Genomic DNA, 15,230 nt, shown 5'->3' with positions numbered 1-15,230 from the left:
TTAGTTTTACTCCAAGATTCAAACGACATGATCATTTACATAAATCACAAGGCGAAAAATTTCCAAAAGCTTGCGGAATACCGCCAATGGCCTGTGAATTTTATAACAATTAACTATTCACATTGCTAAAAAAAGTGATGACTTTAGGAGGATCCGTCAGAAATTTACTTATGATATGCTTCCCAAACCAGTGTAAAGGCTCCCAGTTATATTTGTGTTAATACATTAATGTAGCTTCCTTCCCATTGTATGGCTCGCCCTGGTGTAGGTTTGTGAACAGCTAATATATTTTCATTAACCGCACAAACCCTGTTTTTAGTTGCCTTCGTTAAATCCCATAATTGGGATGTGTCTCCGCCGCAAGGAGTTTTTATGAATTCCCACCTGATGTCCCTCACCTGAATCTTCTAACTTTTCTACCAACCATCAAGCTGCTAATGGTCATACAGTAGCAGTCCAGGCCTCTGACCTGGAAAATTCCCATTTTCAACCTAGTGACACCAGCTCAAATGAAACTGAGCTTCATCGGGTGCAACCAATCCCACCACCCAGTGAAACAATGCAATACCGAGCCATCGGGTTAGTCCGGGGTCGTTACCTTGCTAGCAGCGAACAATTTACTCAAGGTACCCTGATAACCACAGATGGCGTGCAACTCAACGCTGTTCTCCTGGGACGGATTATGAGCTTAGTCAAAAATCACCTAGATTTAGAGAAAGATCATTTGTGGGTAGTTTACCCACGCACCCGCCAAGAAAACGACACCTTACACCTGCAAATTGTGGGGGTTTGGGATCCAGAAAATTTGGCTAAACAGCCCACAGAACAGGACAAGCAAGATTCCGTCATCCAAGATTTACACAAAACCGATGATGAGCTACCCAAAAACCAAGAAGAATCTACAAGTGAAGTGCTATCTTCCTCCGAAATGGCTGATGGTACTTTTTCCGTGCGTGGTGAGGTAGTTTACCAGTCTTTTGACGCTAAAAGTTTAGTGGTCAAAATTAAGCAAGCTCCCCGGAAAACTGGTGATAAACCCAAATATTTTAAGTTGAAACTGCGGGGTGTGTTGACCACCAAAGCCGTGAGCAAGTTCTGGGACTTTCAAGCCAAGCGGGAAGGTGACGTATTGGTAGTAGAAAAAGCTAAGGCGATCGCGGATCTACCCAAAAAACGCAAACCGCCCTTTAAAGGTAGTCCCCGTGCTGGTGGTGGTGCGAGAAAGCCATTTCCCCGCAGACGTAATGGGGAAACCCCAAAACCAATCAAGAAAACAGCCGGCGAACCATTGGCGGTATCTAAACCGATACCGAAAGCGCCTGCTCCTAAGCCCATTAAACGGGCGAAACCAGTTCAGGAGTGATATTCTAGGATTTTCATGTCAAGTAAATTTGGCAATTTGCTGATATCTCCTGGTTAAAAACTCTTGCTCATAAGTATCACGAGTCGTAAAGACGGGGAAAGGGGGGAAGATGAACACTTCCCCATTCCCCATGCTAAAAATCTGTCCAGCGATCTTGGGGTAAAAATGATCTGTCCATGGGAATTTGAGCCACTGGTTCTGTGAGGGTAAAAGTACCTGCACCAATCCATGCTTTTAATTCCGTGGCGATCGCCCTAGAAAATAATATACTAGCTAGGGGAGCAACCCTGACATTTTTACCGTCAATGGTGATCCGCCCTGACTTGAGTTGGGCGTAACTCACCAGTCCAAAGGTAGGACGAACTCGCCGAGGAATGGAAAAATCCACGATGGGCGCTACTAAGTCTTTATCCTGGACGGCACAATATTTAACTACTTCTTCATTTAATACCGGGAGGGGAACACCTACACCCAACATTAATGAAGGACCATAGCTTTTAAAGTAACAACCCCGCACCCAATGGGGATTCATTTGTTTAGCATCGCCGATCAAGGCTACAGTGGCAGCCGGTCCAATGGGTGTATGATTGGGTAGGCGTTTTTGTAAGGGGAAGTGTTGAGTTCCTTCCCATGCAACATAGCCAATACCACCACCTAAGAATATCCTGGTACCAATGCCAACTAGTTGTAAATCAGGGTCGTTGAGTAAGGGGGAAATTGCACCGGGGTTAGAGTAAACCGCATTTCCTAAACTCGGTTGTAAAGGACCTAGATAAGTAAATAGTGGGCGATCGCCCCCATTAACGCCGACAATAAAATTTTGGTAGAGATTGCGCGGATTGAATAAATAGAACTGATTGATGGTGTCACGGGTAATGGTAGTTTCAAAGCTGTCCCTGGGTAACAATCTGTTACTTGTCCCAAAGCTCTGATCTGTACAGGTTTCCCTGCGATCAAATTTTCCATCACATGGCCACCGCCATGCTCTCGGACTTCTTCCCCATCCATGGTATCTACGGGACAACTTGCACCCAAGTATAAATCTACTGCCCCAAACCCTGCGTAGGCTGGTACGCCATCTATCCAACAGCGGCGAATTTTAATCGGGGGGTCAGTTTGTCCCAGGTTAATAATCGCACCACTGGACTCCATCGGCTCAAATGTACCCGTGGTAATGACATCAACTTCTTTGGCTACTTGAGTAATACCAACTTCAGCAACTCGTGCTTTTAGTTCTTCTACAGTCAATACTACTGCACTTTGGTGGCTGATTTTGTCGTTAATTTCGGCTATTGTTCGCATTTTTGAGCCAATTATACCCTAAGATTGATAAAGTAACTCGGCTTGTTCTAAAACTGTGATGGTGGCTTTTGCTTGTTTGTCTGGTGGATAGCCATACTTTTTGAGTGATATTTTAATCTTTACTCGTAAATTAGCCTGCACATTTTCCTTAACTGTCCAATCAATGGTTAAATTAGCACGAATGGCTGTAACTAATTCCCGGGCGATCGCTTTGAGGGTATGATCTCCTAAAATCATCACCGCACTGTCATTAACTTCCAAAGCATCATAAAAAGCTATTTCATCCTCAGTTAATCCTAAGTCTTGACCCTGTTTTTGTGCCTCCTTCATGGCTTTTGCTAGTAAAATCAGTTCATTGATGACTTGGGCGGTTTCAATGGCACGATTTTGATATTTTTTGATGGTATTTTGTAACATTTCTCGGAAAGAACGAGATTTAATCAGATTTTTACGAGAACTGATTTTAATTTGCTCATTAATTAATTTTTGTAAAGTTTCTACCGCCAGGTTTTTGTGGGGTAAACCCCGCACTTCTTCGAGAAATTCATCAGAGAAAATGCTGATATTTACCTGATTTAATCCAGTAGATGTAAAAATATCTATTACCTGGTCACTGGCGATCGCTTTGGAGACAATTTGACGCACCGCCGCATCTATATCTTCTGGACTTTTACCCTTAACTGTGGTATACTTGACCATAGCTGCTTTGATAGCTTGGCAAAATCCCACCTCATCCCGAATTGCGATCGCCTCATCCGTACTGCTCACCAAGGCAAAGGCTTTAGATAACTCACTCACAGCCTTAATGTAACCTTGTTTACCCTCTTCTAACCCCAGAATATGATTCAGGGCGGCGGGAATCATCGATACTCGTTCTGTGGGTTTACCTGTAAAGAACTTCTGGTAATCAAAACCCTCATACATGGCTTTGACAATTGCCCATTTTTCCTGCATCACAGCCAAGGCGATACTGGTATCGATTGCTGTTTCCCCTCTATCCCTTTCGGTGTAATCTCTGAGCGCGTCTTTGAGTTGTTCCGCAATACCCAGGTAATCAACTACTAACCCCCCTGGTTTATCTTCAAAGACACGATTTACCCTGGCTATAGCCTGCATTAAATTGTGTCCCTGCATGGGTTTATCTACATAAAGAGTATGCAAACAAGGTGCATCAAAACCAGTTAACCACATATCCCGGACAATCACTAATTTAAAAGCATCATCGGCTTTTTTGAAGCGTTTAGCTAAGTCTTTGCGGGCTTTTTTAGTGCGGATGTGGGGCTGCATTTTCTGGTCATCCGCAGCAGAACCAGTCATAATAACTTTTAACACCCCTTGGCGATCATCTTCACTGTGCCATTCTGGTTTTAGTTGGATCATAGCGTTGTACAAGTCTACACAAATACGGCGACTCATACAAACAATCATCCCCTTACCCTCTCTAAGTTCTGGTGCTGCGGTGCGATTCTCAAAATGTGTGATGATATCTTGAGCAATTTGATTAATACGTTTTTCAGCACCCACTAAAGCCTCTAATCTCGCCCATTTACTTTTGAGTTTTTCTTTAGTGATGAGTTCTTCATCTTCTGTAACTTCCTCAAAATCTGAGTCGATTTTGGGGCGTTCTAAAGGGTCTAAATCTAATTTGGCTAATCGTCCCTCATAATAAATTTTGACTGTGGCCTCATCTTCCACAGCCCGTTGAATGTCGTAAATATCTATATAATTACCAAATAAAGCAGTGGTATTTTTATCAGTTTGGGCAATGGGTGTACCCGTAAAACCTACAAAAGCCGCGTTAGGTATAGCATCTCTTAAATATTTGGCATAACCGTATTTAATATAATTCTCATCATCCCTTTGCACAACTTTAGCTTTTAAGCCGTATTGGCTTCTATGGGCTTCATCAGCAATTAAAACAATATTGCGCCGGGGGGAAAGTTCCGGGTACTCATTACCTGTTTCTGGGGCAAACTTTTGGATAGTAGTAAATATAATTCCCCCCGCTGCTACTTTTAATAGTTCTGTTAAACTTTCTCTATTTGCTGCTTGTTTGGGTGTTTGGCGCAGTAAATCAATGCAGGATGAGAAAGTAGTAAATAATTGGTCATCTAAATCATTTCTATCAGTTAAAATAACTAAGGTGGGATTTTCCATTTCTGGTTGTTGAATCAACTTCCCACTATAAAAAGCCATGGTGAGACTTTTACCGCTCCCTTGGGTATGCCAAACTACCCCCACTTTTCTATCTCCATCTGGGCGAGTGGCGGCGATAGTCGCAGTAATAGCTTTATTCACAGCGTGGTATTGGTGATACCCAGCCATTTTTTTAATAATCTTGTCTTCGTTGACTTCAAAAACAATAAAGTATTGGATAATATCTAAAATAGTAGTATGATGAAAAATACCTTTAATAATAGTTTCTAATTCTGCTTCTTGTTTTGTGACAATATTTTCCCCATCTAGGGAACGCCAAGGCATAAACCGCTCCCAATTTGCGGTTAATGTTCCCACTTTAGCGTAAGTACCATCGGATATTACCAGAATTTCGTTATAGGGAAATAAACAGGGGATATCATGTTTATAGGTTTGCAGTTGGTTAAATGCACCTCTTAAAGTAGCGTTTTCATCGGCGGGGTTTTTGAGTTCCATCACGGCGATGGGTAAACCGTTGATAAAAATTACCACATCGGGGGTACGCGCCGTTTTACCTGTTTCTTGAACCCGAAATTGATTAACTACTAACCAATCATTCTGATTAGTTTGTTCAAAATCAATGATTTTAACTTTTTTGTGTTGAGTCCGTCCCCCTTGTTGATATTCAACATCTACCCCATCTGTGAGATATCGATGAAACCGGCGGTTATTTTCATTAAGTATTGCTGTTTCGCACCGGGTAATTTTTTTGATTGCGTCTTGGATAGCGTCAAAGGGAATATGGGGGTTTATGGTTTGTAATGCATTTTGTAAGCGGTTAATCAGGACAACATCATCATATTCTTGGCGATCGCTCTGGGTTGCGCCAGTGGCGATTTCCGCACCGTTTAAGTAGGTGTAGCCAAGTTCTGATAACCAGTCAATGGTGGCTTGTTCAACAATAGATTCTCTTAAGTTATTCATTTTGTCTTAGAATAGAAAAATTGCGAATTTTTTTTAAAACAATTCTTTATATTTTTTACATTTTCTATGATTTCACGAGAAATTTTAATCTTTTGTGGAATATATGTAGGGAATTTTAATCTAGGAGAAACTTTGAGGGATAAACCTATTTCTTTTCCTTTACTAGCATTAGTTATTGCTATCAACGATTCACAAAAATTATAACTAATACCTTTGTTTATGAAAGTTTTTAATTGATTAATTTCTATAGTAGATATATCCTCTGTCATCCCCATGGTATTTAGTAGATTTAATGCTGCGAACATCTTTTGTAAGACCTCTCTGCCAAAAGGAAGAGGAGAAATTAAATTAAACTCTCTGCCAAAAGGAAGAGGAGAAATTAAATTAATTATATAACTATCTTTGTATGTTTGTTCTACAGAGATATTTTCAATATGAATATTTTCAATATATTGGATTGCTTGTTTAGATTTCTTCGCTTGAAAAATTGGTTTTGGTTCAATTGTAGATAAAGCTGTATATAATAGTAAATCTTTAGTATATTTTAAAATCTTAATTGCTTCGTTAATAGGCATACCAACATCAAGTATATTATAATTATATACTCTTATTTGAATTATATCCCAATCTTCATTATTTGAATCAAGATTCATGTCTAAATCATCAAATGTAGATTGATTGCTAAGATTTTGCTCTGTAATTTTATTATATAGAACATCGGGATCTAAATCAGCTTCATTAGGCCATTGAATAGTCCCTAAATCTGGGTTAACTATAACCTGAGAAAAATAATCATATTCTTCAAGAGGCTCAAAAATTCCAGTAAATTTAATAATTTTTTTTAGTTCAATTTCTCCTTGTACTCCATCTTCAAAACTAAGATAAAGCCTATAGCCAGGTAATGCCCGAACTTCTATAATATCTTGAAGCATATATTAATTCTATCCTATTTTATTCAGAGGTTGATTAATTCGAGCTAGTTCCCAATTCTTTCTAAGTTCGTCCTGATGTAATTTTGCCCAATCTATTACTAGCATTTCTGTATATCTTGAAAGCTCTCCTTTCCAAATTCTGGGACAATCTATAGTAATTATTGCTTTTTGTCCTGAATCACGAACATGAAAATGTGGTGGGGGATGATCATTGTAATACATTGTAATAATTACACCTGATAAACGACTAATTTCTGGCATTAGGATACCCCATGAAGTATCTTTTCTGCTTCTTTGACCCGGATTTCTCCTGACATCAATTTGGGTAATAGGGTGTCTCGGATAGTGGCGAGTGTATGAGATTCCTTAGCATTAGAATAAATCTGATCAGCAAAACTCAAAGTGTATCTTTCAAAAAAATCTAATATATTAGTTGGTGGTATCAGGATGTTACTCATATATGCCATATGGCGGTTTAAACCAGGAACAGCAGAATCACCATCTAAAGATGCTAAATCCAAAAAGGATAAATAATGAAAGAAATATTGCATACTCATAACTGTTGCTTTTGGTATTATGTAAAATGTAGTGTCAATTGGATAAAAACTTGTATGTGAATATTTTACGATTCCTGGATTTCCTTTACGTCCCACAATAACACCAGGACTGTTGACAAGTGCTTCATCATGCCAGCCAATTTGTCCATTAGAACCATATACAGGAATATTACCATTTTTTCTACTTTCTTTTTTTAAGGTTTTACCATAAGCAAATTCACAAACATCTCCTAATGTCCCAACCCTCCACCCCTTGGGAATTAAACCCAAAGAAGACTCTTCAAACTCATCAGGGAATAAATCCGCTGTTGCTGCGTCCATACCTGGGGGTTGTTTCCCTTCCATCTTGGCGCGTACTGGGTCAAAGTCCACAAACCATGACTTAAAAATTGCCCTAGCTATGGCTTCTAGGGTTTCGTTCATCTGTTTATTCAGTTCGATTTTATCATCTAGTGTACCCAGAATATGTGCGATCGCTTTTTGTTCTGGTAGGGGGGGGAGAACTAAATTAATTTTGCGTAGTTCACTCTGTTTAATGCCTAATACAGTCGTTCCTGTAGCTCTTTCATGAAGTTGATTTTGAACAATAGATGATTGCATTAAAAATTTTAAATAATTATTGTTCAAAATTTTTGGATTACCACGAAGAGTTATTAATCTTTGAGCAAGAGCAACTTTTCTATTATCTAATTGTGCGATTTCTCCAAGCGGTGCTTCAGTTGTCATCACAATATCACCTGGTTGGGGAAGTCCGCGACGCATCCAAGAATCATAATCTTTTATTGCAATATATTCTTGTATGTTATTAATTCGTCCATCTTTGACAATTTTTGCCGTAATTAATGGTATGCCAAAAGATGTCTTTTCAGGTGTTTTACCTCTATAATCAATGATTGCTTCCATGCAATCTTCTAACTTCTTTTGTTGCCAATTGCTAGGAAGATTTTTACTCATACCCCACTCCCCATAAATTACGTCTAATCTCCCTCTCCAAATATACCAACTTATTAAACCGTGCCATAATTTACATCATCACTCATCCTCAAATTCCACATTTACCACTTCTAAGTCAGCTTCCAAATGTTCACTAGTCGGTAAATGAGATTTAACAAGCTGTGCAAATTCTTCTAAAGAACTAACACTAATCGCTGATACAAATATTTGTTCTAAAAAAGATGTATCATCAACTTTATTAATGCTTGCAACCAGATTCTCTGGAATGTCACCAAACCGCACTTGTACCAGTTTGATAATATCTTGTTTCCGAGTTTTTTCTATAGTCCGTTTTTCAATGTTGGTTAACAATGGCATTTTTAGGTTCTCCTGATAATTAGTTAATTTTTCCTTAAAACTTAATTGCAAATCTCCAGATAAAGCCATCATTAAATCAATGACCTTATGTAAACTATATTATCAATTGTTGGGTTACGCTGTCGCTTAACCCAACCTACATCTATTAATCTGCTGCTGGTAAATGAGAGTTAACAAGCTGTGCAAATTCTTCTAAAGAACTAACACTAATTGTTGATATGAGAAGTTGTTTCAAAATATTTATATCCTGAATTTTGCCAATATCTTCTATTACATCTTCGGGTAAATTACCAAAACGGCTAATCAGTAAATCAGAAATATTTTGTTTCCGAGTTTTTTCTATAGCGCGTTGTTCAATGTTGGTTAACAATGGCATTTTTAGGTTCTCCTGATAATTAGTTAATTTTTCCTCAAAACTTAATTGCAAATCTCCAGATAAAGCCATCATTATATCAATGACCTTATGTAAACTATATTATCAATTGTTGGGTTACGCCCTCGCTTAACCCAACCTACATCTATTAATCTGCTGCTGGTAAATGAGAGTTAACAAGCTGTGCAAATTCTTCTAAAGAACTAACACTAATTGTTGATATGAGAAGTTGTTTCAAAATATTTATATCCTGAATTTTGCCAATATCTTCTATTACATCTTCGGGTAAATTACCAAAACGGCTAATCAGTAAATCAGAAATATCTTGTTTCCGAGTTTTTTCTATACTCCGTTGTTCAATGTTCGTTAACAATGGCATTTTTAGTTTCTCCTGATAATTAGTTAATTTTTCCTCAAAACTTAATTGCAAATCTTGAGATAAAGCCATCATTAAATCAATGACCTTATACAAATCAACAATCTCTTTACGGTTATAACCTCTTTCATAGAGTAATCTAGCTAACTTCCATTTCCACTCTTCCCTAGCTGACAGATTGCTATTAGTGGCTTTAGTCTTTAAATGTGCCATTACCACTATAGCAAAAATATTATTACTTCGCTCTAACTCCTCCCATTGATAATTTAGCAGCTTAACACTAGAAAAATTAAAGATTAGTTGACTACTCCCTAAACCATATCGGTAAGAATTAGGTTGCCAATTTTTCGTTTCATCCCCTAGTATAGCTAAACTAATCACTGGTTTTTGATATAAATCAAAAACCCGATAGTTATAGATAAACATTCGTTGCGAAAATTCTTTATCATATTGACTTTGTACTTCTACATGAATTAATACCCAAACTTCTTGATTATCTAACAACCACACCTGAAATAATTTATCAGCATGGCGGGTTTTACTCTCCGCATATGCGCTAATCTGCTCCAATTCTTTATCAAGAGAAACGGGGGTTTTAGTCCAATCTATTTCTTGATTTATTTCTGGATAAAAGAAGGCGAGAAAGGAATCAAAATAATCTCCTATTACTTCTTTCCAGGTTTCATCATAGTTAGCTGTAATTTCGGTCATATTGATGACAATATTCTCAATAATCTTCTCATAAGAATTTTCTCATACTTTGTGTAAGTACCCTGGGAAAATTTTCACAGGTGGGTAATTGTACAAAAACCTCATCATATACTTGTATATCCTAACCCCCGGAGATTCTCCCGAATTATCGCCTCTAACTTCCCACTTTCGGCAAATTGTTGATCTAATTTGGCGGTTAAACGTGACATTGTTTCTGTGAACGGTTCATCATCATCTTCTACTTCCTCAGCGCCTACATAGCGCCCCGGTGTTAACACATAACCATGTTCCTTAATTTCCTCAAAACTCGCACTTTTACAAAAACCAGGAATATCTACATATTCTTCTTTACCGCTAAAGCGCCAATTATGATATGATATGTTTGGGCAATGCGTTGGATTTCTTGTTCTGTTAAATCTCGATGTACCCGGTCAATTAAAACCCCCAACTTCCGCGCATCAATAAATAAAGTCTCCCCTGTGCGATTGCGGAACTTACCCCCGGATTTCTTGCGAGTCAAAAACCATAAACAAGCGGGAATTTGAGTATTATAAAATAATTGCCCCGGCAGTGCCACCATACAATCAATTAAATCAGCTGCAATTAAAGCCTCTCTAATCTCCCCTTCCCCCGATTGATGAGAACTCATCGATCCATTAGCTAATACAAACCCCGCACAACCATCAGGCGCTAAATGACTAATAATATGTTGAATCCAAGCATAGTTAGCATTACCAACCGAGGGAGTACCATAAATCCAGCGTCCATCTTCTTGTAAATTTTCCCCACCCCAATCACTCATATTAAAAGGAGGATTTGCTAGAATATAATCTGCTCTTAAATTCTTGTGTAAATCATTGCGGAAAGTATCAGCATTTTCTGAGCCAATATTCCCCTCAATCCCCCGGATAGCTAAATTCATTTTGCACAGCTTCCAGGTAGTGGGGTTAGACTCTTGGCCATAAATAGAAATATCCCCAACTTTACCCCCGTGAGACTCGACAAACTTCTCAGATTGAACAAACATTCCCCCGGAACCACAGCAAGGATCATAAACTCGTCCTTTATAGGGTTCGAGCATTTCTACTAATAACTGCACCACACATCGTGGGGTGTAGAACTGTCCCCCATTCTTCTTTTCCGCACTAGCAAACTGTCCTAAGAAATACTCGTAAACTCTCCCTAAAATATCCTGAGAGCGACTTTCCGCATCGCCTAACCCAATGGTGCTAACTAAATCTATTAATTCCCCCAGTAATCGTTTATCTAGGGAGGGTTTACCATATTCTTTCGGTAATACACCTTTGAGAGAGGGATTTTCCTTTTCTATGGCTTCCATCCCTTGATCAATTAATTGCCCAATCAGTGGGTTTTTAGCGTTACCCTGGAAATGTAACCATCGTGCAGGTATGGGAACATAAAATACATTTTCCGCCTTGTATTCGTCCCGAGCTTCGGGGTCGGCGTATTCATCCTGTGCTAATTTATCGTAGAGTTCATTAAAAGCATCAGAGATGTACTTAAGAAAAATCAAGCCCAAGACAACGTGTTTATACTCAGCAGCATCTAAGTGACCCCGCAATTTATCCGCAGCTTGCCATAATTTCTCTTCAAAGCCCAAGTTAGTGCTACCAGCTTTAGATTTAGTTTGTTTCTTGACCACTTAGTCCCTCACCCTTCACCTGCTGTTGTCCTGGTTCTGATTGATTAAATCATACCATCAACTTAGTCAGTGATTTTACGTTGATTTTAGTAATACTTATGATTGTAAATCATTCAAGTAGTCAACTCAGGGGGAGTGTCAACAAAAATCCTTGCTCAAGTCGCCATAAAACTGGGACGCTCTCACCCCAAATTTTCGGTAGGATGATTCAAGATGCAAAAGAGGCTAGGTAAAAACTAGATATTAGTATTCTCCCTCTTTGGTAGAGACACCTTAATTCCGTCTCTACAGCACTCGACAATATTTCAACAAGTAAGCACACTCCATGCGTATTTCTCTAAATTGGCTGCGGGAACTGGTAGAAATTAAACTGAGTCCAGAAGAATTAGCACAAACCCTAACAATGGCTGGGTTTGAAGTCGAAGAGATAGAAGATCGCCAAACTTGGGCTAATGGCGTGGTTGTGGGTAAAGTGCTTGAGCGTCAACCCCACCCCAACGCTGATAAATTAAGTGTTTGTCAAGTGGATATCGGCGCATCTGAGACTTTAAATATTGTCTGTGGTGCGCCTAATGTCAAGGCGGGTATTTACGTACCAGTGGCTACTACTGGTACTTATTTACCAAATATCGATTTAAAAATTAAGCCGGCAAAGTTGCGCGGTGTCCCTTCTCAAGGTATGATTTGTTCTTTAAAAGAACTGGGCTTACCTAGTGATGTGGATGGAATCCATATTTTCCCCCAGGAAAATCTACCTTTGGGTAGTGATGTGCGTCCGTTATTAGGTCTAGATGATGTAATTTTAGACGTTACTGCTACTGCTAACCGTGCTGATGCTCTGTGTATGGTAGGGATAGCCAGGGAAGTGGCGGCTTTGACTGGCGGTAAGTTAAGTATACCTCAACCTGAGACTACATCAGTATCCAGGGGTGCTAGTAATTTAAAATTAAAAGTTGCTGATACCCAGGCTTGCCCTGCTTATATTGGTACTGTAGTTGCACAACTGAAAATTGCCCCTTCTCCTGATTGGTTGCAACAGCGTTTACGGGCGGCTGGGGTAAGACCTATAAATAATGTTGTGGATATTACTAACTATGTTTTATGGGAATGGGGACAACCACTACACGCCTTTGACAAAGACCGTTTACAATCTGTTGGGGGCGGTGAGGGTCTGACTGTTGGTGTTCGCTTTGCTACTGCTGGGGAATCTTTGAAAACCCTGGATGGGGTAACGCGCAAATTGTCAAGCCAAAATTTGTTAATTACTGTTAACAATACACCGGTTGCGCTGGCGGGTGTGATGGGTGGAGAGGAAACAGAAGTCTATGACGGTACTCACAGTATTGTTTTAGAAGCTGCTTTGTTTGATTCTGTGGTTATTCGTCGTTCTGCTCGGAGTGTGGGGTTAAGAAGTGAGGCTTCGGGAAGATATGAACGGGGTGTTAATAGGGCTGAGTTAGAAATAGCTTGTAACCGTGCTTTATCTCTGATGAGTGAATTAGCTGGTGGGGTGATTGTCCAACAGGAAATTGCTGACACTGACCCAGACCCATCTACTTGGAGTCGTTCTATATCTCTACGTCTTGACCGAGTTAATCAGGTGCTCGGTCCTGTGGATTTGGGAGAGGATACCGGAGAAATTACCGCCGCTGATGTGGAACGCATTCTGTCTGCTTTGGGATGTAACCTAACTTCTACGGGTGAACAAACTTGGAGGGTGACAGTACCGCCCTATCGTTACCGTGATTTAGAACGGGAAATTGATTTGATTGAGGAGTTAGCCCGTCTCTATGGCTATGACAATTTTTGTGATACTCTGCCAGAAAAGTCGGAGGCTGGTTATTTACCCGTAGATCAAGAGTTAATCCGGAAGTTACGCGCTATTCTCAGGGCGGAAGGATTAACTGAAGTGATGCATTATTCTTTGGTCAAACCAGGGGATGATAGACAAATTGTTTTAAGTAATCCCTTGTTTGGGGAATATTCGGCACTGCGAACTGATTTGATATCGGGTTTGATTGATGCTTTTCAATACAATTTAGAGCAAGGAAATGGTTCTCTGAATGGTTTTGACATGGGGCGCATTTTCTGGGAAGAAGAAGATGGTTTGGAAGAAACCGATGCGATCGCTGGTATTATGGGAGGGGACAGGTTTTTGGGTAAGTGGTCAAAAGGCGGTCGTGAACAACCTATGACCTGGTTTGATGCCAAAGGTATTTTGGAAAGTGTTTTTAATGCACTCAATTTAAAGGTAGAGTATCAACCAGATTGTCGCGATCAGCGTTTACACCCAGGACGCACTGCTTCTTTGTGGGTGGGTGGTAACAGACTGGGTATATTTGGGCAACTTCATCCCCAATTACGACAAGACCGGGGTTTACCTGATTCTGTCTATGTGTTCCAGCTAGATGTTAATGTGTTGTTGGATGCCATTGATCAAGATGAAATTCTCATTCCCACTTTTGTGGCTTATTCTACCTATCCAGCGAGCGATCGCGATATTGCATTCTACGCACCTGTAAACGTCTCGGTGGCAGAAATTGAAAAATCCATTCACAAAGCCGCAAAGGGACTACTGGAATCTGTAGAATTGTTTGATGAATATCGTGGTGAGAATGTCCCCCCAGGACAACGCAGTTTAGCTTTTCGTCTAGTATATCGAGGGAGCGATCGCACTCTTACTGATACTGAAGTTGAGCCTGTACATAATAAGGTTCGTGAAGCTTTAGTGGAGAAATTTGGCGTTAGTCTCAGAAGTTAATTAACAGTGATTGGAGGTTTTGACCATCAAAATCTCCAATCTTGAAATTCAAGAATTGCCCATCTTAACTGTCTCAGATATATAGTAGAATCTTGGGAAAGAAGTATATTTTCAAGATAAAAAAACAGTAATTATGCCGAAATACATCATGTGGGGAACTTACTGCGAAAACGTTTTGGAAAAACGGGACCCCTATCGTCAAGACCACTTAGATGGGTTAGCAAAACAAAAAGCATCAGGTTTACTGATTACTCTCGGTCCGACCAAGGATACTACTAAAGTGTTTGGAATTTACGAAGCTGAAGACGAAGCAACTGTGCGCCAATTAGTGGAAAATGACCCCTACTGGAAAAATGGCATCTGGACTGAATATTTTGTGAAAGAGTGGATTCAAGCCTTTTGAATAATTATAGGGTGCGTTGACGAACGCGTAACGCACCGAGAAATTTTCTGTTACGGCTAGTCTAATTCACTCACTCTAACTCTCACAGCTTCGGATACCTATTGAACATTTACCTCAACTGGACTGGCTTGATTAGTGAGTTTATTAGCCTTTTAAAGCTTTTCTAAAATTGTGCCGATATGACTTGTTGGCAATAAATAAAGCTGGCCATAACAATGATAAACTCAGGCGATTAGATAAAGTTTGACTGAAATTAGTTCGTTCAAACCCATTCCATAACTTCCAAACACCACCCACATAAACCACTATTAAGCCAAAAATAATTAACTTGATCATTGTCATCGACTCCGTTATTGAC

Annotated in this window: 12 protein-coding genes and 2 pseudogenes; 3 read left to right on the top strand and 11 right to left on the bottom strand. The window is 39.6% G+C overall.

The window, feature by feature from the left end; genetic code table 11:
• Nucleotides 1–372: 372 nt before the first annotated feature.
• Nucleotides 373–1,363, top strand: a pseudogene (gene patR / locus AC6IZ0_RS12255) (heterocyst master regulator PatR).
• 133 nt (nucleotides 1,364–1,496) lie between these two features.
• Here the strand turns inward: patR and AC6IZ0_RS12250 are convergent.
• From AC6IZ0_RS12250 to AC6IZ0_RS12205, 10 genes and pseudogenes are all read right to left on the bottom strand, one after another.
• A pseudogene (locus tag AC6IZ0_RS12250) lies at nucleotides 1,497–2,665 on the bottom strand (homocysteine biosynthesis protein).
• Between the two features lie 18 nt (nucleotides 2,666–2,683).
• Nucleotides 2,684–5,785 carry a type I restriction endonuclease subunit R gene (locus AC6IZ0_RS12245; RefSeq protein WP_497723139.1) on the bottom strand — a complete coding sequence of 1,034 codons (3,102 nt, stop codon included), beginning with the start codon at nucleotides 5,783–5,785 and terminating at the stop codon, nucleotides 2,684–2,686.
• Nucleotides 5,782–6,717 (bottom strand): DUF2442 domain-containing protein, encoded by a 936-nt coding sequence (locus AC6IZ0_RS12240; RefSeq protein ID WP_497723138.1) that lies wholly within the window; start codon nucleotides 6,715–6,717, stop codon nucleotides 5,782–5,784. Before AC6IZ0_RS12240 ends, AC6IZ0_RS12245 begins: the two co-directional genes overlap by 4 nt.
• Nucleotides 6,718–6,726: 9 nt before the next feature.
• The gene (locus AC6IZ0_RS12235) at nucleotides 6,727–6,978 is read right to left on the bottom strand and encodes a DUF4160 domain-containing protein (RefSeq protein ID WP_497723136.1); all 252 of its coding nucleotides are present in this window, start codon (nucleotides 6,976–6,978) and stop codon (nucleotides 6,727–6,729) included.
• A complete protein-coding gene (locus AC6IZ0_RS12230; protein WP_497723135.1) occupies nucleotides 6,978–8,228 on the bottom strand; it encodes a restriction endonuclease subunit S in 1,251 nt (416 codons plus the stop codon). Before AC6IZ0_RS12230 ends, AC6IZ0_RS12235 begins: the two co-directional genes overlap by 1 nt.
• 78 nt (nucleotides 8,229–8,306) lie before the next feature.
• On the bottom strand, nucleotides 8,307–8,657 hold the full coding sequence (locus tag AC6IZ0_RS12225) for a hypothetical protein (RefSeq protein WP_497723133.1): 351 nt from the start codon (nucleotides 8,655–8,657) through the stop codon (nucleotides 8,307–8,309).
• A gap of 73 nt (nucleotides 8,658–8,730) precedes the next feature.
• Nucleotides 8,731–9,033 carry a hypothetical protein gene (locus AC6IZ0_RS12220; RefSeq protein ID WP_497723132.1) on the bottom strand — a complete coding sequence of 101 codons (303 nt, stop codon included), beginning with the start codon at nucleotides 9,031–9,033 and terminating at the stop codon, nucleotides 8,731–8,733.
• A 73-nt stretch (nucleotides 9,034–9,106) separates the two neighbouring features.
• On the bottom strand, nucleotides 9,107–10,045 hold the full coding sequence (locus tag AC6IZ0_RS12215; RefSeq protein ID WP_497723130.1) for an RpnC/YadD family protein: 939 nt from the start codon (nucleotides 10,043–10,045) through the stop codon (nucleotides 9,107–9,109).
• Between the two features lie 104 nt (nucleotides 10,046–10,149).
• Nucleotides 10,150–10,323 (bottom strand): hypothetical protein, encoded by a 174-nt coding sequence (locus AC6IZ0_RS12210; protein WP_497723128.1) that lies wholly within the window; start codon nucleotides 10,321–10,323, stop codon nucleotides 10,150–10,152.
• 56 nt (nucleotides 10,324–10,379) lie between these two features.
• Nucleotides 10,380–11,708, bottom strand: coding sequence for a type I restriction-modification system subunit M (locus AC6IZ0_RS12205; protein WP_497723126.1), 1,329 nt, complete (start codon nucleotides 11,706–11,708; stop codon nucleotides 10,380–10,382).
• A gap of 325 nt (nucleotides 11,709–12,033) precedes the next feature.
• Here AC6IZ0_RS12205 and pheT point away from each other — a divergent pair, with 325 nt between their 5' ends.
• Both pheT and AC6IZ0_RS12195 read left to right on the top strand, forming a co-directional pair.
• The gene (gene pheT / locus AC6IZ0_RS12200) at nucleotides 12,034–14,469 is read left to right on the top strand and encodes a phenylalanine--tRNA ligase subunit beta (RefSeq protein ID WP_497723124.1); all 2,436 of its coding nucleotides are present in this window, start codon (nucleotides 12,034–12,036) and stop codon (nucleotides 14,467–14,469) included.
• 133 nt (nucleotides 14,470–14,602) lie between these two features.
• On the top strand, nucleotides 14,603–14,872 hold the full coding sequence (locus tag AC6IZ0_RS12195) for a YciI family protein (protein ID WP_271733010.1): 270 nt from the start codon (nucleotides 14,603–14,605) through the stop codon (nucleotides 14,870–14,872).
• Nucleotides 14,873–15,016: 144 nt separating this feature from the next.
• Here AC6IZ0_RS12195 and AC6IZ0_RS12190 read toward each other — a convergent pair whose 3' ends face one another.
• Nucleotides 15,017–15,208: a hypothetical protein gene (locus tag AC6IZ0_RS12190; RefSeq protein WP_497723122.1), complete on the bottom strand. Its 192-nt coding sequence runs from the start codon at nucleotides 15,206–15,208 to the stop codon at nucleotides 15,017–15,019.
• Nucleotides 15,209–15,230 lie beyond the last annotated feature (22 nt).

This window comes from Anabaenopsis sp. NIES-4685 (genome assembly GCF_059725405.1).
Note: the sequence above shows the minus strand (reverse complement) of the source record. Positions and strands in the feature narration are given on the sequence as shown.

What these genes read in the sequence shown, in the direction of transcription:
- AC6IZ0_RS12245 (WP_497723139.1), bottom strand. Translation starts at nt 5,785, where the DNA reads ATGAATAACTTAAGAGAATCTATTGTTGAACAAGCCACCATTGACTGG.
- AC6IZ0_RS12240 (WP_497723138.1), bottom strand. Translation starts at nt 6,717, where the DNA reads ATGCTTCAAGATATTATAGAAGTTCGGGCATTACCTGGCTATAGGCTT.
- AC6IZ0_RS12235 (WP_497723136.1), bottom strand. Translation starts at nt 6,978, where the DNA reads ATGCCAGAAATTAGTCGTTTATCAGGTGTAATTATTACAATGTATTAC.
- AC6IZ0_RS12230 (WP_497723135.1), bottom strand. Translation starts at nt 8,228, where the DNA reads ATGAGTAAAAATCTTCCTAGCAATTGGCAACAAAAGAAGTTAGAAGAT.
- AC6IZ0_RS12225 (WP_497723133.1), bottom strand. Translation starts at nt 8,657, where the DNA reads ATGATGGCTTTATCTGGAGATTTGCAATTAAGTTTTAAGGAAAAATTA.
- AC6IZ0_RS12220 (WP_497723132.1), bottom strand. Translation starts at nt 9,033, where the DNA reads ATGATGGCTTTATCTGGAGATTTGCAATTAAGTTTTGAGGAAAAATTA.
- AC6IZ0_RS12215 (WP_497723130.1), bottom strand. Translation starts at nt 10,045, where the DNA reads ATGACCGAAATTACAGCTAACTATGATGAAACCTGGAAAGAAGTAATA.
- pheT (WP_497723124.1), top strand. Translation starts at nt 12,034, where the DNA reads ATGCGTATTTCTCTAAATTGGCTGCGGGAACTGGTAGAAATTAAACTG.
- AC6IZ0_RS12195 (WP_271733010.1), top strand. Translation starts at nt 14,603, where the DNA reads ATGCCGAAATACATCATGTGGGGAACTTACTGCGAAAACGTTTTGGAA.
- AC6IZ0_RS12190 (WP_497723122.1), bottom strand. Translation starts at nt 15,208, where the DNA reads ATGATCAAGTTAATTATTTTTGGCTTAATAGTGGTTTATGTGGGTGGT.